The following is a 20859-nucleotide window of genomic DNA, read 5'->3' on the forward strand; positions in this document are numbered from 1 at the left end:
AACAATTACTAGTTCATACGTATGAGAAAAAGGACTCAGATATGACAACCAAACAAAGTTTTACATGGAGAGTGGAAAATAAAAAAAGCTAGCGTGAGCCAGCTTTTTTATTAAAAAACTTTAGACCATAAGTTTGAGAAGAAATCACCGATAGAGCGCATTGTTAATACAAACCAATTTGCTTTTTCAACTTCTTCTGTCGTTTTTGCAGTAACTTTCATACTTTTACTACCGTCTAAGAAACCATATTTATCGGTTGATTCTAAAGTAATCGATCCTACTTTTGCATCTTTCTTAATAGGAGCAATTAAATGACCATCTTCAGCAAGAGATTTATCTACTTCAGTTCCAATTTTATAAGGGTCTTTGCTACCTTTTTTTGCAATTACGGTTATTTCTTTTTCCGGTGCAACAGTTACTTGATTTTCTTTCCCTTGTACTACAGAGAGTGTATTGTTTTTATCGACCTTTAGTTTTTGTTTTTCGAAGTTATTAAACCCGTATTCGATTAACTCACGAGATTCTGTGAAGCGCTCGTCCATTGATTTTGTTTTAATAATAACCGAAATAAGACGTACATCACCACGTTTAGCAGTAATAGTAAATCCGTATCCAGCTGTATCAGAACTTCCGGTTTTTAAACCATCAGTACCTTCATAAGCGAAAGCAGCTCCTGGTAACATCCAGTTCCAGTTTTCCATACGAATTGGTTTCGGATGATTATCTGGGAAGTTTCTAAATCTTTGTTTTGTATCCTCTAGCATTTCTGGATACTTTGTAATCATTGCTTTTGAAAGTATACCCATATCGCGAGCTGACATAGAGTTTTCTGCATTTGGATCAGTACCCTCAGGATGTTTTCCTTTTAAGTCAGCGTTATTTAAACCAGTAGCGTTTACAAATTTATATTTCTTTAACCCTAGTTTTTTTGCATGTTCATTTGCAAGATTTAAGAAGTTTTTCTCACTTCCTGCAAGAAGTTCTGCTAAGGCAATACTAGATCCGTTTGCAGAGAAGATAACGATAGAATGATATAGTTCTCTTACAGTATATTGACGTCCTTTTTCGAACGGCACGTTAGAGAATTCATTATTACGTGAAACTTCATAAGCGTAATCGGAAATATTTACCTTTGTATCCCAAGTGATTTTTCCTTCTTTAATTGCTTCTAACACGGCATAAACAACAATTAATTTTGACATACTAGCGATAGCTAGTAATTCATCTGGATTTTGTTCATGCAGTATTTTTCCTGTATCTGCATCAAATAGAAGTGCAGCAGCTGCCTCAATGTGTATTTTTTCTTCCGCATGGGATGTTGTTACTCCTAAGGAAGAAATTGACAATAGAAACACTAGTAAAATAGAAAAGATTTTCTTCATATACATTATCACCTTCGCATCGTTATTAGCATATAGCTCGTACCATTTTAGCATAAATTTGGATATAGAAAGGTTACAATTTTGTAAGGTATTTAAAAGGATTTGTCGATTTTTGTTCAAATTTGCGGAAAAAAGAAGTTTTTTGAGGAGAAATATAGAGGGGAATAAAAAAAGGAACGAATTTCGTTCCTTTTTCACGATTTATATGTGTAAAAATTTCTCTACCTTTTCGTCTGGTAAAATGTTTCCGACGAAAAATGTTCCGAATTCACCATAACGAGCACTTACTTCATCGAAGCGCATTTCATATATAAGCTTTTTAAATTGAAGAACATCGTCAGCGAATAATGTTACGCCCCACTCAAAATCGTCGAATCCAACAGATCCTGAAATAACTTGGCGTACTTTACCTGCATACTGGCGACCAATTTTACTATGACTGTACATCATTTTCTTACGTTCCTCCATTGGAAGCATGTACCAGTTGTCATCACCTTGTCGACGCTTGTCCATTGGATAGAAGCAAATATGATTTGCTTTCGGTAACTCAGGATATAAGCGAGCTAAGATTTGTGGATTTTGGTATGGATCTTCATCAGCTGGAAGGTAGTTGCTTAGTTCAACAACAGATACGTAAGAGTATGCAGGAACCATATATTCAGCTAAAGTTGTTTTATTCAATTCTGTTTCAATTTCATTTAACTCTTCCATTGTTGGACGTAAAATCATAAGCATAATATCAGCTTTTTGGCCAACAACTGTATACATTGCGTGACTGCCCTTTTTTGCAGCAGCTACGTCGTTCCATTTTTCAACGACATTTAAAAATTCAGACACAGCTTGTCCGCGTTCGTCGCTAGATAATGTTTTCCATGCAGCCCAATCAATAGAACGTAAATCATGTAAACAATACCAGCCATCTAACGTTGTTGTTGCTTCACTCATTCTATTCACCTCAGTTAATGATAGTTTTACACGTTAACTATAGCATATATAGTTTTAAAATCATCTATATAAAACCTTGGCGCATAAAATTGTCACATTTAAGTGTTTAAGCAAGGTGAATTTAACGGCTGAATTTTATGAAAATATAATCATTTTTATTTTATCTATTTTTTGGGAGCTATAAGTTTAAAATATAGAGGAAAAGAAGTATTCTTAAAGATAGAGTTTTTTAACATATGTAGGAGGGTTTATTCGTGAGCAACTTATTTACAACAGTAAAAGAAAAAGTTCAAGGAAAAGGCATTTCTATCGTACTTCCTGAAGGAACTGATGAAAGAATTTTAGGCGCTGCAGAGCGTTTAGCAAAAGAAGAGTTAGTAAAACCAATCTTAGTTGGTAATAAAGAAGAAATTAGCGCAAAAGCTGCTAGCATGAATTTAACATTAGCAGGCGTTGATATTTACGATCCAGCTACATACGAAGAAATGGATGCAATGGTAGCATCTTTCGTTGAACGCCGTAAAGGTAAAGCAACTGAAGAAGACGCTCGCAAAATCCTTAAAGACGAAAACTACTTCGGTACAATGCTTGTATACATGGGCAAAGCACACGGTTTAGTAAGTGGTGCAGCTCACTCTACAGCTGATACAGTTCGTCCAGCACTTCAAATCATTAAAACAAAACCAGGCGTTACAAAAACTTCTGGCGTATTCATCATGGTACGTGAAGAAGAGAAATATGTATTCGCTGATTGTGCAATTAACATTGCACCAAATAGCCAAGATTTAGCTGAAATTGGTATTGAAAGTGCGAAAACTGCTGAACTATTCGGCATTGATCCACGCGTTGCTATGTTAAGCTTCTCTACAAAAGGTTCTGCGAAATCTCCAGAAACAGAAAAAGTTGTAGAAGCAACTCGCATTGCAAAAGAAATGGCTCCAGAATTAGCTCTAGATGGAGAATTCCAATTCGATGCTGCATTCGTACCATCTGTAGCTGAGAAAAAAGCTCCAGGTTCTACAATTAAAGGTGATGCTAACGTATTCGTATTCCCAAGCTTAGAAGCTGGTAATATCGGCTACAAAATCGCTCAACGTTTAGGTAACTTCGAAGCGGTAGGACCAATCTTACAAGGTTTAAACATGCCTGTAAACGACCTATCTCGTGGATGTAACGAAGAAGAAGTGTACAAGTTAGCTTTAATTACAGCAGCTCAAGCACTTTAATTCTATAACGAATTGAAATAAAGACCGTCGCTAAAATAGCGACGGTCTTTATTTTTCTAAGCCAAGTGCTTTATTGTTACGATCAATAATACGTTGTAAATTCGTCTCATATAAAGGTATTTCATCTATTGTTAATTGAGATGGTGTTAACTTTGGAGCGAATTGCTGCAATGTTTTTAAAAGGCGCATCATTAAATCTTGTACTGTAATGGTTTCGCCAAGTAATTCTGAAAGTGAAGCCATCGTACTCGGTACAATTTCAGGATAAGTAAAGCGTGTTTCTTCTCCTTGAATGGCTAGGTTGTAGAAATCACGAACAAGTGCGGCACGTTCAGAGCCACTTCCTGTAGCACAGAGATAAATTTGGACAGCGACACCACCGCGAATACGGCGCTGTGAAATACCAGCAAATTTTTGGTCGCGAATACTTAAATCGTAGCTACCAGGGCAGTAAGAACCAACGATTTCTTTTGCCTCAATTGTAACATCGTAATCCTTTAACATTTCCTGAATTAAATGCCACATTGTATCGTATCCAAGATCAATATCGATACCTTTTTCCGTCTCTTGGAATAAAAGTGATACGTTTAACACACCTTCATCAAGTACGACTGCAAGCCCGCCAGAATTACGAACGATAACATTGAAGTCGTTTTCTTTTAAAAAGGAAATACCTTCTTCTAAGTGTGGTAGGCGTGAATCTTGAATGCCAAGAACAATTGTATTGTGATGAACCCAAGAGCGCATTGTTGCAGCTGATTCGCCCTTTCCAATGCTTGTGCATAATGTATCATCCATTGCGAATGATTGAAGTGCATGGAATGTTGGTCCTAAACTAGACTGATCTACAATACGCCACTCTGGCTGAGATAAAATGGAACGGGAATTGCTCATATAACTAACCCCTTATCTTTAAAATGACAATCTCTATTATAGCAAAAAATAATGAAAGTAGTTTTTAAGAGAAAACCTTACTGAATTGTAAGGTTGTTGTAAGGAAAGCGAATTGGTTAAATGATCTAAGATGGCTAAACTAAGAGATGTAATTATTGATTTTAGGAGGCATACAAATGAAAAATGTTAAATTAGGAATCGTAGCGATTATGTCAGCTGCTGTATTTAGTGGCTGTTCTATTATGGATATGATTGCACCACAAGCAACGGGTGTTGTTATGTACGGAGATGAAACAGGCGTTCAACAAACAATGGATCAATATAAAGATAAAATTGAATCTCAAAATAAATTTGAAGCTAAACTAGGTACTGTTAATGAGAAAAAGGTTTTAATCATGAATAAAACAACGGCTGAGAAGATGGTAAAGGAAAACATGCTGAAAAAAGTAGTGAAAGAAGATGTAGAACCTATTAAAGCATTGCCGGCCATTTCTGATGAAGCTGGAATTGTATTTGCTAAAGAGGAACAAAAAGATGTAGTAATTGATGGAAAGAAAATGAAGTACGAAGGCAATGTAGTAATTGGTGATGCGCGTAAATATACAGATATGTATGCAGTTGTTAGTGATGCAGAATATGCAAAAATAAGTGAACCGGTAAAAACAATTGGTTTAGCATCCTTTAAAGAGAATCCAAAGGAAAAGATTTTCCCAGATATAAAGAGGGATTCTAAAGTAGAAGAAGCACATATGGTTGAAGTGAAATAACAAAAAGGATGCATGTAATGCATCCTTTTTACTCTGCAATTTTTTCTAAATTACCATTTCGATCCATTCGGAAAGATGTTTGAGAACGTTCTTCTTCATCCATGACTGCCAACTTACGAGCGCGGTTCATAATGTTCATAAGTGTTTCGTAATCTTCTTGTACAGTATGAGATTGTTTTTCTAATTTTTCCAGTTTCTTTTCTAGTTCTTCATTTCGAAGGATTTGTGATTTAATTTCTTGTTTCAATCTCGTATTCTCGTTTTCAAGAGCTGTCACTTTTATATTTGAAGATCCGACTGTTTGTAAAAAATAAATAACATCTTGCATTGTCATAGAGCCTTTTGCAGTAGGAACGGTAGTTTCTTGATATGGAGTAGCTTCTTTATATTGTACAATTGATTCCTCTTGTACGAACTCTTCATAATTAGTTATCGAATCTGAAGCTGGTGGTGTATAAAGTAAACGTTTTTTCGCTTGTTCACCACTTGCAGCACGCATTTTATCTTTACGATGTTTTTTTGCTAGTTGAAGAGCTTGTTCATAGCTATAGCGAACAACAGCATTCCAACGGAAACCACAGGCAGCCGATGTACGATTTAATCTGTCTCCTACTTCTTCAAATGCATTTAATTGGGTACTTCCTTCTCGAACGTGACGAAGTACAGTTTCAGCAAGTAATAAATCATCCTCATCCGTCCAAGCATCTTGTCTTACTTTCATAGATTCAACTCCCTTTCTTTTTATGAACTTCCTATTTTTATAATGGGCAAAAAAGTGAGCTTTTATACAAAGCTTTTAAAAATATGGTAGATTTCGATGAGAGGTATAAAGTGAAACTTTCATCAGTGGGGAGGTTCTACATCCCCTACCTAACTTCTTTGCTTTCGCTGAATTTTAAGGTGGGGATCTTACTGCCCATTAAAGCGGGATAAATTTTGCCAAGAATGACGGAAGCTGCTGTAGGAAAACATATACATATGTAGCATTATATGTGGAAAGAGCGTCGAAAGGAAACTTGCAACGAGCTTCAAAGAGCGGTAAAATACCATTTAGTGTTTATTTTTAAATGTACTTGAGAAAAGTTTAAAATAGAGGAAGTGTTATATAATGGGAAACGAATTTCGTGTGTGTGATGATTGTCAGGCAACGAACGTTAAAACGCTGATTCCAAAGCTAAAAAAAGTAGATTCATGTGCAACGATTGAAGTTGGATGTCAGTCTTACTGTGGCCCTGGCCGTAAAAAATCATTCGCATTTGTAAATAATCGTCCAGTTGCAGCGCCAACAGAAGACGAATTAATTGTAAAAATTGAGGCAAAGTTAAATAAGTAAGGAAAAGAAGAGTGAACAGATTACTCTTCTTTTTTTATGCCCATAAGAGGAAGAATCTATTCTGAGAAAGCTTAACTGGTGATGATAATAGTTCATGACAGATAGGCATTATCTATTTATTAAGGTCTCGGCCTATATGAATTTGTATTTCAAAATAATGGTTGACAGTCTTTTGAAGCGATAGGTAGAATAGAAGGTGTCTGATTCTGAGAATCATTATCAGAAAAGGGCCGATTCATTTAATTTTTTTATTGCTATTTGAGAATAAATTTCATTTCATTAAATTAAACATATGTTGTTGGTTAGGATGGTTGAGGGATGGAAGCGAGCGCAAGGAGTATAGAACAGCAAGATGTGAATGTTAAAGAGATTAAGAGCAGGCCGCTCATTGCCTCTATTATTTTAGTAGCAGGTACAATTTTGTTAGCTTTAAGCATGGCACTGTCTATTTCGTTTGGTGCTGCAGATATTAGTTTAAAGACTGTATGGCAAGCTGTATTTCAGTTTGACGGTTCTATTACGCATCATAATGTAATTCAAGAACTTCGCATGCCTAGAGCAATAGGGGGCGTAGTAGCAGGTGCCTTTTTAGCGGTATCAGGAGCAATTATGCAAGGTATGACGCGAAATCCACTTGCATCACCATCGTTAATGGGGATTACAGATGGGGCTGTGTTTGGAATTGCAATTATGTATGCATTCTTCCCTAATTCACCTTATTTAATGTTCGTTATCGCATCTTTTATTGGTGCTGCGTTTGGAGCGAGCATTGTATATGGAATTGGATCTTCTTCACCAGGTGGATTAACGCCTGTGAAATTAGCTTTAGCGGGTGCTGCGATTAGTGCTTTATTAGGGGCCATTTCATCTGGAATTGCGCTATATTTCAATCTTGCCCAAGAGGTAAGTATGTGGAATGCAGGCGGAGTTGCTGGAGTGAAATGGGAAAGTATTAATATGTTAGTACCGATTGGTCTAGTTTGTCTCTTCATTGCAATTATGATGTCGAGGTATATTACAATTTTAAGCTTCGGTGAAGAAATTGCGATTGGACTTGGTCAAAATACGACATTAATTAAATTTATCGGGACAGTACTTGTTCTTGTGTTAACAGGTTCGGCAGTTTCTATGGCAGGATCGGTTGGATTTGTTGGTCTTGTCATCCCACATATGACTCGTTTCCTTGTAGGCTCAGACTATAGATGGGTTATTCCATGTTCTGCGGTCTTAGGCGGGCTGTTAATTGAATGTGCAGATATGTTATCTCGCGTTATTAATCCGCCGTTTGAAACGCCAATTGGAGCAATTACAGCGCTAATTGGGGTTCCATTCTTCCTCTACTTAGCACGTAACGAAGGGAGAGGAAAAATGTGAGGACAAGTGTCTTAACAAAAAAGAATGTTTCGGTTTTAACAATTTTAGTAGGATTAATTGTTACTGTATTTTTAGTGAGTTTAAATACAGGGACATTTAAAATACCGCCAATGGACGTATTAAAGTCATTGGTTGGACTCGGGGCTGAAGATCAGTCTGTTATTTTATTTGAATTCCGTATGCCGCGTATGGTCATTGCTATATTAGTTGGATCTGCTTTAGCTATGTCAGGTGCGATCTTGCAAGGGTTATCACGAAATCCACTTGCTGATCCAGGTATTATCGGTATTAACGCTGGAGCGGGATTAACAGTTGTTATCTTTGTCTACTTTTTCTTCGGGAAAGTAGGAACTGGTACATTTTTATCTGTATTCATTCTTCCGTTCTTCGCACTAGTTGGAGCGATATTAGCAGCTGTTATTATTTATTTACTAGCATGGAAAGACGGCGTTTCATCTACTCGATTGATACTTGTGGGTATCGCTGTTGCAGCCGGGTTTGGTGCTGTTAGTTTAATTTTTTCTATGAAGATGACATCTAACGATTTCCGCTTTGCTACGATTTGGTTAGCAGGAAGTCTTTGGGGCACAGATTGGAAGTTCGTGCTAAGTGTCCTTCCATGGATGGTTATTTTCTTGCCACTAGCTATTAGTAAAGCACACATACTAAATGTAATGAACCTAGGCGACTCTACAGCAGTTGGTCTTGGTGTAAACGTAGAAAAGGAAAGACGTAAATTATTATTTATTGCAGTTTGTTTAGCAGGTGCATCTGTCGCTGTTGCCGGAGGAATTGGTTTTATCGGTTTAATGGCTCCCCATTTAGCGAGGCGCCTTGTTGGTGGGAAACATCAAATTATGCTGCCTACAGCTGCACTAATAGGAACGTTTTTACTTTTATTCGCAGACGTAATTTCAAGAAGTGTGTTACCAACTTCAGAAATACCGGTCGGTCTTGTTATTTCTGTAATTGGTGCACCGTATTTTATATACTTACTTATGAGGACAAAGTAAAGGGAGGCTTTTTGTATGGCAACTTTAGCAGTTGATGCGGTATCTGTTGGCTATAATGAAGGGTTAATTATTGATGGATTAACAGTTGAAATTCCGGAAGGGAAAATTACAACAATTATTGGACCAAATGGTTGTGGAAAGTCCACATTATTAAAAACGGCTTCTCGTATTTTGAAAGCAAAAAAAGGTACTGTTTATCTTGACGGAAAAGCAATCGAGAAACAACCAACGAAAGAAATCGCAAAGAAAATGGCAATTTTACCACAGACTGCAGAAGTACCAACTGGCCTTACTGTATTTGAACTCGTTTCATATGGACGCTTTCCTCATCAAAAAGGATTTGGAACGTTGAAAGAAGAGGATTATCGGTACATTCATTGGGCACTTGAAGTGACGGGAATGACAGAATTCGCAAATCGTCCAGCAGAGGCATTATCAGGTGGGCAACGTCAACGCGTATGGATTGCGATGGCTCTTGCACAAGGGACAGAATTACTCGTATTAGATGAACCGACAACGTACTTAGATATGGCTCATCAATTAGAAGTATTAAACTTATTGAAAAAGTTAAATGAAGAAGAAGGTAGAACGATTGTTATGGTTATCCATGACTTAAACCATGCTTCTCGTTTCTCAGATCATATGATTGCATTAAAAGCTGGTAAGTTAATGAAACAAGGAACGCCAGATGAAGTGATGACGAGTGAAACACTTCGTAATGTATTTGAGATTGAAGCTCAAATTGTTCCATGTCCAGTAAACTGTAAGCCAATTTGTTTAACGTATGATTTAGCGATGATTAGTAATCAATTGCGTAAAAAAGCATAAGTAGAATCCCCCTCGTAAAGAGGGGGGCTTCTAATGGACGTTGAGCTTCTTATTAGTAAATAGGAAGTTGAACACCCGTTAGAACGGGGGCATAAGCAACAATTAATCAATATATATTTATTAATTGTTGACCTTGTTTCTTATAGTTCACTGTAACTTATAAGAGAAATACAGCTAGAAGGAGTGGGAACATGAAGAATTTTAAAATGGCGTTATTAGCAATGGTACTAGTTGTTACTTCTGTACTATTTGCAGCTTGTTCTAACAAAGAAGAGAAGAAAGCAGATGCGAAGGATGCGAAGACTGAAGAGCGCACTGTACAACATGCAAAAGGGGAAATTAAAATCCCTGCAAATCCCAAGAAAATTGCTGACCTTAGTGGTTCAACAGAAGAATTATTAATCTTTGGTATGAAACCAATTATTACTGCTAATACATCTCAAGAAAAAATTGATGCACATATTGAAAAGAAATTAAAAGACGTAAAACCAGTTGGTTCTGCTTGGGGAGATAAAATTAACATCGAAGCAGTAGCTGCTGCAAAACCAGACTTAATTCTTGTAAATAATCGTCAAGAAAAGATTTATGATCAATTATCTAAAATTGCACCAACAGTTATGTTAAAAACTCCATTAGACCAATGGCGTCCAAAATTCGAAGAAGTAGGTCAAATCTTCGGTAAAGAGAAAGAAACAAAAGAATGGTTCAAACAGTATGACGAAAAAGCAAGCAAATTACATGACAAAATCGTTGCGAAAACTGGCGATGCTAAATTCATGAAAATGGCTGCATATCCAAATGCTTTCCGTGTATACGGTGACTACGGTTACGGTAGTGTAATCTTTAATGATTTAAAATTACCAGCAGTTAAAGGTACACCAACTGATAAACCGTTAGTACAAGTACAAAAAGAAGCTTTAATCGATTACAACCCAGATTACTTATTCGTATTTACGACTGGTGACGGTTCTCAGCGCCTAAAAGAATTCCAAGAAGAATCAATTTGGAAAAATATGAACGCTGTTAAAAACAACCACGTATTTACAATTAAAAACGAAGAATTAAACAAAGGTTACTTCCCACTAGGTAAAGAAATGATCTTAGATGAAGTTGCTGAGTTCGTTTTAGGGAAATAATATATAAAAAGAGATCACTTTTACCCCGGTAAAAGTGATTTTTTCTTTATATAAGGGCAATTAATATAGTCTTTCATTTCTTTCTGTTTCCTATTTCGTTTATAATATATAGTAAGAATGCAGTAAAGAAAGGGGGATGTCGGAAAGTGGTATATTTAAACGACAAACTCAGCGAAACAAAAGTGTTTAAAGACCCGGTACATAAATATGTGCACGTGCGCGATCGTGTTATTTGGGATTTAATCGGAACGAAAGAATTTCAACGCTTGCGCCGTATTAAGCAGCTTGGAACGACATTTTTTACATTTCACGGTGCAGAGCATAGTCGCTTTACTCATTCGTTAGGTGTATATGAAATTATTCGTCGTATGATTGATGATGTGTTTGATGGCAGACCGAATTGGAATGCTGAAGATAGATTGTTATGCTTATGTGCGGCATTACTTCATGATGTCGGTCACGGTCCGTTTTCTCATTCGTTTGAAAAAGTATTTTCATTAGACCATGAGAAATTTACGCAAAAGATTATCGTTGGAGATACAGAAATTAATCGTGTATTAAGTCGTGTGGATAAAGATTTCCCACAAAAGGTAGCCGATGTAATTGCGAAAACATCTACTAATAAATTAGCGATTAGCATGATTTCCAGTCAAATTGATGCAGATCGCATGGACTATTTATTAAGAGATGCGTATTTCACTGGCGTAAAGTATGGAAACTTTGATATGGAACGTATACTGCGCGTTATGCGTCCGTACGGAAATCAAGTAGTTATTAAAAATAGTGGTATGCATGCTGTTGAGCATTATATTATGAGTCGTTATCAAATGTATTGGCAAGTATATTTCCATCCAGTAACTCGAAGTGCTGAAGTTATTTTAACGAAGATTTTACACCGTGCAAAATCATTGCATGAGAAGTACTATACATTTAAAAATCATCCGGTTCATTTCTATTCTTTATTTGAAGAAGAAGTAACAGTAGAGGATTATTTAAAGTTAGACGAGAACGTTATGTATTATTACTTCCAAGTATGGCAGGACGAAGAGGATCCAATTTTAAGTGATTTATGCCGTCGTTTTATGAATCGAAACCTATTTAAATATGTAGAGTTTACAGATAAGCACGGTTTAGATAATTGGATGGAATTAAGTAGCTTATTTAAAAAGATTGGACTCGATCCAGAATACTATTTAGTAGTTGATTCAACATCAGACTTACCGTACGACTTTTACCGTGCTGGTGAAGAAGAAGAACGTCTGCCAATCTTACTTCTTATGCCAAATGGAGAGCTTAGAGAGCTTTCACGTGAATCGGATATTGTTGAGGCGATTACTGGTAAGAAGAGAAGGGATCAAAAGCTATTCTACCCGCATGATTTAATCTATGAAGATGGAAGAAAAGGAAAATATAAAGAGAGAATCATCGAGTTACTCGAAGGCAAAAAATAAGAAGCAGCTAAAAGCTGCTTCTTATGAAAGAACTTGAAATTATTTGTCGCTTAAGCGTTTTCCGCCAACTGCATAATGGTTTTTAGACATTTCTTCGATGAAAACAACGATGTTTTCTTCAGGAGCACCAGTTGTTTCGCTTACTGCTGCTGTTACTTTCTCAGCAAGAGCTTTCTTTTGTTCCTCTGTGCGTCCTTCTAGCATTTTCACTGTTACGTATGGCATATATAATCGCTCCTTTTATGTAAGTTACACTCTTATTATAGCGGATTATGTGGAAGAACAATCAAAAAACAAATAATTTCTTTTTTTGACATATTGAAGAGGAGATGAAGCATGGATCAGTTATTTAGATACCCGTTGCACCAAATTCCTTTGGTAGCAATGGCCATTATTATCGCATTATCAGTGCATGAATTTGCGCATGCATATGTAGCATATAAATTTGGAGACGATACAGCAAAGAGACAAGGGCGCTTAACTTTATCGCCGATGGCACATTTAGATCCTATCGGGATGATTGCTGTATTAATTCTTGGTTTTGGTTGGGCGAGACCAGTTCCTGTTAACCCATATAACTTTAAAAGACCTCGTCTTGCAGGTATATTAGTTTCAATTGCAGGACCGATTAGTAACTTAATTTTAAGCGCAATCGGTTTAATTATTTGGTATAGCTTATTAACATTTGGTGTATTAGACTCAATTCCATTTGCAGTAGCAGATACGCTAGCTCAATTTTTCCAGATTTTTATTATGTTGAATATCGTTTTACTTGTCTTTAACTTATTACCAATCCCGCCACTTGATGGATATCGCGTAGTGGAGGATTTAGCACCAACAAATATTCGTGCGAAAATGACACAGTATGAAAAATACGGGGCAATTGCTTTATTAATTCTAGTTATTACACCGCTTAGCAATTACACAATCCAACCTATTTTTAATGTTGTCATTCCATACGTATTTGCATTTTTAAACAGTATTATTGCGCCTATCTTTGGCCTTTTATAATCATTAAGTGAGGAGGAATTTACATATGACAGAGAAAAAGAAAAAAATCGGTTTTAATATCGTGAAAAATGATTCAACAGATGGACATGGTGGTTTTGGCGTTGGGGCATTAAGTCTAGAAAACATTTCACCTGTATTTGTCGATGTACTAGAGAAAACAGCATTTGTTGATATCGGTGCGATGCATGCACGTAGTACAGTAGAAAAAGGTATTAAGTTTTTAACAAATAAAGATGAAGTTCCAAACGGAAAACCATACTGGCTTGTATGGGTAACGATTGAAAGAACAGCAACAGGTGCGTATTACGCAGGTGTAACAGCTTGTGAAATGACAGTTGACCGTGAAATTCGCCGCGGATATAAGTCACTTCCAGAGCACGTAAACAAAATGGATAAATCATTGAAGCGTCACATTATGGTTGAACATATGGACGAATCATCTAAAAAAGTACTTGGTACATTCTTAAAAGAACATAATGAAGCGATTTGGAACGAGTCTAGCGAAGAATTGCGCCGTGCATTATTAAGTGAATAAAAGAAAAGGATGTCTCACTAGTCGATTGTTAACTAGTGAGACATCCTTTTTATTTTGGCTTGTTGTATGAAGATATATCGACGATTCGACTAGGAGGCTATTCCACGTTCAGTGAAATAGCTTGATATTCTACCAAGGAAGATATTTTTTCCACCAACTTGTTTTTTTCTTTTCTTCAGTTGTCTTTTCAAATTCCTCTTTATCATCAACGTGATCCATACAATATTCAGTTGGTTCTGTACCTTTTGCAAAATACATTTTCACTGAAATTGGGCAATTTTTTGTAGCGATTTTCCCGTTTTCAGGGTTAATATCGACTGCAACGACGTCACTTGGTTGTTTAAACTCTTTTTTAGGTTGTCCATCTAAGCCTTTCTCCATCGTATCAGTCCATATTCTTTTCGCATAGCCTTGTTCTGCTACGTTTGAAATTGATTTAGGTTGATCATATCCAACCCATACGCCAGTTACGAGTTGCGGGGTAAACCCAATCATCCAACTATCTGTTTCAGTAGAACCAGATTTTCCGGCATAGGTTCTTGATAGTTTAGATAACATTGATTGACCAGTTACAGCAGCATAACTGCTTAGTTTTTTATTAAACATGCCTGTCATCATTTCTTCCATCACAAATGCTTTGCTCTTATCAAGAACTTGTTTACTCTCCAAATGAGCATCGTATAAAATATTTCCTTCATGATCCATAATGCGGCGAATGAAAATAGGTTTTACTTCTCTTCCCCCGTTTGCGAACATGCTATAAGCGTTAACCATTTCAATTGGTTTTACAGGAGATGTACCGAGCGCGAGGGAAGGGACATCTTTTAATGCACTTTTAATGCCGAATTGCTTCGCTGTTTTTGTAAGAATGTCTTCGCCTAAAAATAAATTGGTCTTCACGGCATATATGTTATCAGAGACCGCAAGAGCTTGCGCCATTGTTACAAAATCGTCTGCATAATAGTCTTTATAGTTTTTCGGTTTATACTTTGAAACACCGTCACCTAAAGTGAACACGGTGTATTCGCTTTTTAAGCGCGTAGCAGGGGTGAATCCTCGTTCTAATGCCGCATAATATAGAAATGGCTTAAATGTAGATCCAGGCTGGCGAGCGGCCTGTGTAGCCCTGTTAAATTGACTTGTATTATAATCAGTTCCACCAACAAGGGCAGCTACTTCACCTGTTTTTGGATTCATAGAGACGAGCGCAGTTTGTATGTTTGTCGTGTCAGGTATGTGGTCTTTTACAGCTTGTTCTGCAACTGATTGTAATTTTGGGTCTAGCGTTGTATAAATACGCAAGCCGCCTTTTTGTAAGGCTTGCTCATCTAATCCGACATCGCGAAGAAGAGAAGCTTGTACAGCATCTTGGAAATAAGGCGCAACCTCTGCGACTTTTTTCGTATCTAATGAAGCGAAAGTTAGTGATTCTTTCTTTGCTGAAGCTGCTTGTTTCTTCGTAATATAGCCTTGTTCTACCATTTCATCTAATATAAGAGATTGTCGTTCTTTCGCACGATCTTTTTTTAAAAAGGGAGAGTAGACACTAGGTCCTTTTGGTATACCCGCGAGCATACTAGCTTCCGCTAATGTTAATTCTTTTGCTGTTTTATCAAAATATAGACGGGACGCAGCTTCGATTCCATAAGCACCATGCCCGTAATAAATTGTATTTAAATATCCTTCTAAAATATGATTTTTATTATAATTCACTTCAAGACGGATTGTGTACATTGCTTCTAATAGTTTACGTTTCCACGTTTTATCATGATCTAAGTATAGGTTACGGGCATACTGTTGTGTAATCGTACTAGCGCCTTGGACTTTTGCCATCGCTTTTAAATCAGCAACAATGGCACCAGCGATACGCTTCATATCAAAGCCATGATGTTTGTAGAATCTTTGATCTTCGATAGAAAGTGTTGCCTCTTTTACGTAAGGAGAAATTTCATTGAGAGATACATTGTATCGTTTTTGCATCTCATTACTTTGTCCTATAACAGTGTCATCATTAGCATAAAAGACACTTGTTTGCGGGACAGCGACAGGAGGAGGTCCCATAATTTTTGCAACTATAATAATAACAAAAAAGGAAAAAACGAAAAAAAGAACAGAAGAAAACATTACGGTGAAGAAAAGACGTTTATATTTTTTAAGTTTTGGATTCATAGTTTGATCCATCTTTTTCAGCCCCTCATTCATACAAACATTATTGTATTAGTATTGAGGGTTTTCGATTATTTTAAACAATGAAATTTCGAAAATAAAGAGCTCCTTCAATTAAGAAAGGAGCTCAAATGCACGTGCTGGCCAATCGGTAATAATGACATCTACGCCATAATCAATCATAGTTTGTAAATCTTTGTATTCGTTAATTGTATAAGGGCGGAAAACATACCCTTGTTTTTGTGCGAGTTGAACAAATTCCTTTGTTAGTAGTTGAAAGTTTGGGTGTAAACCAGTTGCATCTCTATTTTTTGCTTCGGCGATAGGATCAGCAAGTGGTGTATCATATAAAATTGCTCTTGGGATTTCAGGAGCAATTTCTGCTAATAATGAAACAGAGTCGTGATTAAATGAAGAGAATACAATTTGATTAGAAAGATGATATTCTCGAACGAGAGCAACAACTTTTTCTTCAATGTTTGGATAGTGAATGACATCTGTCTTTAACTCAATGTTGAGCTGTAACTTTGTTGTAGATAACCAAATGAATACTTCGCGTAACGTTGGGATTTTTGCTTCATGGAAAGAAGGATCTTTATGGCTGCCGGCATCTAAAGCTTGTAACTCTTTTACCGTTTTTTCAGAGACAAGACCTACATCATTCGTTGTACGATCGACTGTTTCATCGTGAATTACGACAAGTTCACCATCTTTTGATAGGTGGACATCAAGTTCAATGCCATGGGCGCCGATGCGTTCAGCTTCTTGGAAGGCAATCATCGTATTTTCTGGATGTGTTCCTTTTACGCCGCGATGAGCGAAAATAAGTGGTTTACTCATGTGAAATTCTCCTTATCATTTCTTTTCTTTCATTATGAAACTGCTTTTGAAAAAATACAATTTAATATGACAAACATTTACAAAAGTCTAACAGTTGCACAAAAGTTAACGTTAACGTAAAATGTAATAATCGAGTGAAGGGAGGAATAAACATGTATAAGATTGATGAAGTTACAAAGCAAGTTGGTTTAACAAAACGTACACTTCGTTATTATGAGGAAATTGGTTTAATTCATCCCCCAGAACGTAGTGAGGGGAACATTCGCCTGTATACAGACGAAGATATCGCTAGAATTAAAAGAATTGTGGAAGCGAAAGAAGTGTTAGGGATTACGCTTCAAGAAATGCAACATTTTTTATCGTTAAAAGAAAGAATGGAGCAAAGAAGAAATAGTGAGAATCCCCGTGATCGTGAAGTGATTCAAGAAATTAAAGAGATGCTTGAAAAACAAGTGCAAACGCTAGACGAGAAAATGGAGCAAATGCAGCGTGTAAAGGGAGAACTTGAAGACAGCTTACATCGTGCAGTGACATTTTTAGAGAATACAAAAGGAGAGTAATCAAAATGGAGAGCAAACAAAAACTAGGGAGATTGATTACAGTGTTGGCTACTTTCCTTGCCTTTTCAGGTATAGGGGTAGTCGATCCAATTTTGCCAATTATTGCTGAAAAGATTGGTGCATCGCATTGGCAAGTAGAGATGTTATTTACAGCGTATATTTTGACGATGGCAATTATGATGTTACCAGCTGGAATATTTGCATCGAGATTTGGTGATAAACGAATGATGACAATCGGTCTTGCGATCGTGACTGTATTTGCGTTTATATGCGGTATATCGCAAACGATTGCTCAGTTATCTCTTTTCCGCGCTGGATGGGGATTAGGGAATGCGATGTTCTTCGCAACGGCGATGACTTTATTGATTGCATTAAGTAAAGAAGTTCATGAAGCAGTAGGGTTATATGAAGCAGCTATCGGTCTAGGAATGGCAGGTGGACCATTATTAGGCGGGATATTAGGTGGACATTCTTGGCGTTACCCATTTTTTGCGACGAGTATTTTAATTTTCTTAGCATTTATTTTAGTTTTCTTCTTTGTGAAAGAACCAGAGCGAAAAGTGAAGCGTAAAGCGGCAGGCGTAGGAGAATTACTTAACCTGGTGAAGTATAAGCCGTTTATGCAAGGCGCCATTTCAGGAATGTTATACTACTACGGATTTTTCGTTGTGTTAGCATATTCACCACTTATTATGCATTTATCTGCTATTCAATTAGGTTTTGTATTTTGTGGATGGGGACTCGCGTTAGCTTATGGTTCTGCAATTTTAGCACATAAGCTAGAAGGGAAATATGAGCCGAAAACATTGTTGAAAGGCAGTTTACTCGTATTTGCGCTGTTCTTAATTGCACTATTCTTCGTGAAAATTATGTGGTTACAAATTGTATTAATTGTTCTATCAGGATTAGCATCAGGATTAAATAATGCATTATTTACAAGTTATGTAATGGATATTTCACCTTATGAAAGATCTGTTACATCTGGTGTTTATAACTTCGTTCGTTGGTTAGGTGGCGCAATTGCTCCCATTTTATCAGGGATTATCGGCCACGCTGTTTCACCGCAAAGTCCATTTTTAGTAGGTGGGATTGTTGTATTAGTTGGTTGTGTAATGATTTTAATTCCGATTCGAAAACAGGTAGAAGTAGAGAGAAAAGCCCTTTCTTAAGAAAGGGTTTTCTTTATATGTATATGTTAGAACGCTCTGACTAAAATATATTTTCGGTATTTTTGTACTTTTAACTATACATTTTGTATGTTTTGTTTTATTTTTGTTAGGGGACATTAATGATGTCCCTATTATAAATTTGCATTGAAAGGCGTGATTGTACGATGGAACTATGGTTCACTGAAAAACAAACAAAACATTTTGGGATTACGGCGCGTATTAACCGCACATTACATACGGAGCAAACAGAATTCCAAAAACTTGATATGGTCGAAACGGAAGAGTTCGGAAACATGCTTATTTTAGATGGCATGGTTATGACAACAGAAAAAGATGAGTTCGTTTATCATGAAATGGTAGCGCACGTACCTTTATTTACACATCCAAACCCTGAAAACGTATTAGTTGTAGGTGGCGGCGATGGCGGTGTTATTCGTGAAGTGTTAAAACACCCAAGCGTAAAGAAAGCAACTCTTGTTGAAATCGATGGAAAAGTAATTGAGTACTCTAAACAGTACTTACCATCAATTGCAGGTGCATTAGATAATGAGCGTGTAGAAGTAAAAGTAGGAGACGGTTTCCTACATATCGCAGAAAGCGAAAATGAATATGACGTAATTATGGTAGATTCTACTGAGCCAGTAGGACCAGCAGTAAACCTATTTACAAAAGGCTTCTACGCTGGAATTTCAAAAGCGTTAAAAGAAGATGGTATTTTCGTTGCACAAACGGACAACCCTTGGTTTACGCCAGAACTAATTACAACTGTGTTTAAAGATGTAAAAGAGATTTTCCCAATTACTCGTTTATACACAGCGAACATTCCAACTTACCCAAGCGGTCTTTGGACGTTCACGATCGGATCTAAAAAACATGATCCATTAGAAGTAAGTGAAGAGCGTTTCCACGAAATCGAAACGAAATACTACACAAAAGAATTACACAATGCAGCATTCGCATTACCGAAATTTGTTGGCGATTTAATTAAGTAAGAGAATCGCACGGAACAAATAAAGTGTAAATAGCTCATTTAAGGTGTTTGTCCAGAAGACTTGAACATGCTAGCTATTTACACTTCTGTAAAGAAAATTGTCTTCTTTGTATGAAATAGAAGACCCGGTAAATCGAGAAAGAGGAGCAACTCGCTCCAAATTTGAGAAATAATGAAAGGTTGGGATACCTTAAGTTCCACATAAGGAGGAAAAGAATATGCGTTTTGATGAAGCTTATTCAGGTAAAGTATTTATTAAAAGTCATCCAAGTTTTGAAGAGTCGAAGGTAGTTATTTATGGGATGCCTATGGATTGGACAGTAAGTTACCGTCCGGGATCTCGTTTTGGCCCTGCACGTATTCGTGAAGTATCAATCGGTCTTGAAGAATATAGTCCGTATTTAGATCGTGAACTAGAAGAGGTAAAATATTTTGATGCGGGTGATATCCCATTACCATTCGGAAACGCACAGCGCAGCTTAGACATGATTGAAGAATATGTATCAAAACTTTTAGATGCCGATAAGTTTCCACTAGGTCTCGGCGGTGAGCACTTAGTGTCTTGGCCAATTTTTAAGGCAATGGCAAAAAAATATCCGGATTTAGCAATCATCCATATGGATGCTCATACTGATTTACGTGAATCGTATGAAGGGGAGCCTTTATCCCACTCTACACCAATTCGTAAAGTGTGTGATTTAATTGGTCCGGAAAACGTATATTCTTTCGGAATTCGTTCTGGAATGAAGGAAGAATTTGAATGGGCGAAAGAAGTAGGTATGAACTTATATAAATTTGACGTATTAGAACCGTTAAAAGAAGTATTACCGAAACTTGCAGGACGCCCAGTCTATGTCACAATCGACATTGATGTATTAGACCCAGCTCACGCTCCAGGAACAGGAACGTTAGAAGCTGGTGGTATCACATCTAAAGAATTATTAGATTCCATCGTAGCAATTGCAAATTCAAATATAAATGTAGTTGGAGCAGACTTAGTAGAAGTAGCTCCTGTCTACGACCATAGTGATCAAACACCAGTCGCAGCAAGCAAATTCGTGCGGGAAATGCTGCTCGGTTGGGTAAAGTAAAAGCGGAATCGGCTCGCCCAGAATGTGAGGGGGATGGAGCTGCAGACATAGAGGCGTTTTTTGCCTCGAAGGAAGAAGCGAAGCCACCGATTATTCTAGCCGCTGCAGCTAGATAAAATAAGAGTCTCCTATGATTAGGGGGCTCTT

At 37.0% G+C, this 20859-nt stretch carries 21 protein-coding genes; 14 read left to right on the forward strand and 7 right to left on the reverse strand.

Translation table 11 applies throughout. The annotated features are described in order from the left end of the window. Positions 1 to 110: 110 nt before the first annotated feature. The gene (locus PDQ40_RS14895) at positions 111 to 1388 is read right to left on the reverse strand and encodes a serine hydrolase (RefSeq protein WP_270691498.1); all 1278 of its coding nucleotides are present in this window, start codon (positions 1386 to 1388) and stop codon (positions 111 to 113) included. Between the two features lie 195 nt (positions 1389 to 1583). After that, complete coding sequence (gene hemQ, locus PDQ40_RS14900) at positions 1584 to 2327, reverse strand: hydrogen peroxide-dependent heme synthase (protein ID WP_001287585.1); 744 nt, start codon at positions 2325 to 2327, stop codon at positions 1584 to 1586. A gap of 254 nt (positions 2328 to 2581) precedes the next feature. Here hemQ and pta point away from each other — a divergent pair, with 254 nt between their 5' ends. After that, entirely contained in the window at positions 2582 to 3553 is a 972-nt protein-coding gene (gene pta, locus PDQ40_RS14905) for a phosphate acetyltransferase (protein ID WP_000067214.1), read from the forward strand. Between the two features lie 48 nt (positions 3554 to 3601). Here pta and PDQ40_RS14910 read toward each other — a convergent pair whose 3' ends face one another. Beyond that, positions 3602 to 4447: a lipoate--protein ligase family protein gene (locus PDQ40_RS14910; RefSeq protein WP_000071927.1), complete on the reverse strand. Its 846-nt coding sequence runs from the start codon at positions 4445 to 4447 to the stop codon at positions 3602 to 3604. A 176-nt stretch (positions 4448 to 4623) separates the two neighbouring features. On the opposite strand from PDQ40_RS14910, the gene PDQ40_RS14915 reads away from it, so the two are divergent. Beyond that, positions 4624 to 5214: a lipoprotein BA_5634 family protein gene (locus tag PDQ40_RS14915; RefSeq protein WP_000800129.1), complete on the forward strand. Its 591-nt coding sequence runs from the start codon at positions 4624 to 4626 to the stop codon at positions 5212 to 5214. A 28-nt stretch (positions 5215 to 5242) separates the two neighbouring features. Here PDQ40_RS14915 and PDQ40_RS14920 read toward each other — a convergent pair whose 3' ends face one another. Continuing rightward, positions 5243 to 5935: an RsfA family transcriptional regulator gene (locus PDQ40_RS14920; protein ID WP_000868375.1), complete on the reverse strand. Its 693-nt coding sequence runs from the start codon at positions 5933 to 5935 to the stop codon at positions 5243 to 5245. 387 nt (positions 5936 to 6322) lie between these two features. Here PDQ40_RS14920 and PDQ40_RS14925 point away from each other — a divergent pair, with 387 nt between their 5' ends. The 6 genes from PDQ40_RS14925 to PDQ40_RS14950 all read left to right on the forward strand — a co-directional run bounded on the left by PDQ40_RS14925 (position 6323) and on the right by PDQ40_RS14950 (position 12349). Continuing rightward, a complete protein-coding gene (locus PDQ40_RS14925) occupies positions 6323 to 6547 on the forward strand; it encodes a DUF1450 domain-containing protein (protein ID WP_000526077.1) in 225 nt (74 codons plus the stop codon). A 318-nt stretch (positions 6548 to 6865) separates the two neighbouring features. Next, positions 6866 to 7921 (forward strand): FecCD family ABC transporter permease, encoded by a 1056-nt coding sequence (locus PDQ40_RS14930; RefSeq protein ID WP_000388276.1) that lies wholly within the window; start codon positions 6866 to 6868, stop codon positions 7919 to 7921. After that, on the forward strand, positions 7918 to 8934 hold the full coding sequence (locus PDQ40_RS14935) for a FecCD family ABC transporter permease (protein WP_001260776.1): 1017 nt from the start codon (positions 7918 to 7920) through the stop codon (positions 8932 to 8934). The genes PDQ40_RS14930 and PDQ40_RS14935 overlap by 4 nt, the downstream gene beginning before the upstream one ends. A gap of 15 nt (positions 8935 to 8949) precedes the next feature. Beyond that, positions 8950 to 9762 carry an ABC transporter ATP-binding protein gene (locus PDQ40_RS14940; protein ID WP_000212060.1) on the forward strand — a complete coding sequence of 271 codons (813 nt, stop codon included), beginning with the start codon at positions 8950 to 8952 and terminating at the stop codon, positions 9760 to 9762. A gap of 191 nt (positions 9763 to 9953) precedes the next feature. Further along, complete coding sequence (locus PDQ40_RS14945) at positions 9954 to 10898, forward strand: ABC transporter substrate-binding protein (protein WP_000787743.1); 945 nt, start codon at positions 9954 to 9956, stop codon at positions 10896 to 10898. 146 nt (positions 10899 to 11044) lie between these two features. Continuing rightward, positions 11045 to 12349: an HD domain-containing protein gene (locus PDQ40_RS14950; RefSeq protein ID WP_000262739.1), complete on the forward strand. Its 1305-nt coding sequence runs from the start codon at positions 11045 to 11047 to the stop codon at positions 12347 to 12349. A 39-nt stretch (positions 12350 to 12388) separates the two neighbouring features. On the opposite strand, the gene PDQ40_RS14955 is transcribed toward PDQ40_RS14950, so the two are convergent. After that, the gene (locus PDQ40_RS14955; protein WP_001147171.1) at positions 12389 to 12574 is read right to left on the reverse strand and encodes a 2-hydroxymuconate tautomerase; all 186 of its coding nucleotides are present in this window, start codon (positions 12572 to 12574) and stop codon (positions 12389 to 12391) included. Positions 12575 to 12685: 111 nt separating this feature from the next. Here PDQ40_RS14955 and PDQ40_RS14960 point away from each other — a divergent pair, with 111 nt between their 5' ends. Both PDQ40_RS14960 and PDQ40_RS14965 read left to right on the forward strand, forming a co-directional pair. Further along, positions 12686 to 13360 (forward strand): site-2 protease family protein, encoded by a 675-nt coding sequence (locus PDQ40_RS14960; protein ID WP_000372461.1) that lies wholly within the window; start codon positions 12686 to 12688, stop codon positions 13358 to 13360. Positions 13361 to 13385: 25 nt separating this feature from the next. Continuing rightward, positions 13386 to 13895, forward strand: coding sequence for a YwhD family protein (locus PDQ40_RS14965; RefSeq protein WP_000136688.1), 510 nt, complete (start codon positions 13386 to 13388; stop codon positions 13893 to 13895). Between the two features lie 129 nt (positions 13896 to 14024). On the opposite strand, the gene PDQ40_RS14970 is transcribed toward PDQ40_RS14965, so the two are convergent. Both PDQ40_RS14970 and PDQ40_RS14975 read right to left on the reverse strand, forming a co-directional pair. Beyond that, entirely contained in the window at positions 14025 to 16076 is a 2052-nt protein-coding gene (locus PDQ40_RS14970) for a transglycosylase domain-containing protein (RefSeq protein ID WP_270691476.1), read from the reverse strand. Positions 16077 to 16175: 99 nt separating this feature from the next. Further along, on the reverse strand, positions 16176 to 16901 hold the full coding sequence (locus PDQ40_RS14975) for a glycerophosphodiester phosphodiesterase (protein WP_270691477.1): 726 nt from the start codon (positions 16899 to 16901) through the stop codon (positions 16176 to 16178). A gap of 152 nt (positions 16902 to 17053) precedes the next feature. On the opposite strand from PDQ40_RS14975, the gene PDQ40_RS14980 reads away from it, so the two are divergent. From PDQ40_RS14980 to speB, 4 genes are all read left to right on the forward strand, one after another. After that, entirely contained in the window at positions 17054 to 17461 is a 408-nt protein-coding gene (locus PDQ40_RS14980; protein ID WP_000276568.1) for a MerR family transcriptional regulator, read from the forward strand. Positions 17462 to 17466: 5 nt separating this feature from the next. Continuing rightward, positions 17467 to 18630, forward strand: coding sequence for an MFS transporter (locus PDQ40_RS14985; protein ID WP_000444218.1), 1164 nt, complete (start codon positions 17467 to 17469; stop codon positions 18628 to 18630). Between the two features lie 164 nt (positions 18631 to 18794). Then, a complete protein-coding gene (speE, locus tag PDQ40_RS14990; protein ID WP_000424696.1) occupies positions 18795 to 19622 on the forward strand; it encodes a polyamine aminopropyltransferase in 828 nt (275 codons plus the stop codon). 217 nt (positions 19623 to 19839) lie between these two features. Next, entirely contained in the window at positions 19840 to 20712 is an 873-nt protein-coding gene (speB, locus tag PDQ40_RS14995) for an agmatinase (RefSeq protein ID WP_001209831.1), read from the forward strand. Positions 20713 to 20859 lie beyond the last annotated feature (147 nt).

It is taken from the genome of Bacillus cereus group sp. Bc061, assembly GCF_027715825.1.
GTDB classification, from domain to species: Bacteria; Bacillota; Bacilli; order Bacillales; family Bacillaceae_G; genus Bacillus_A; species Bacillus_A paranthracis.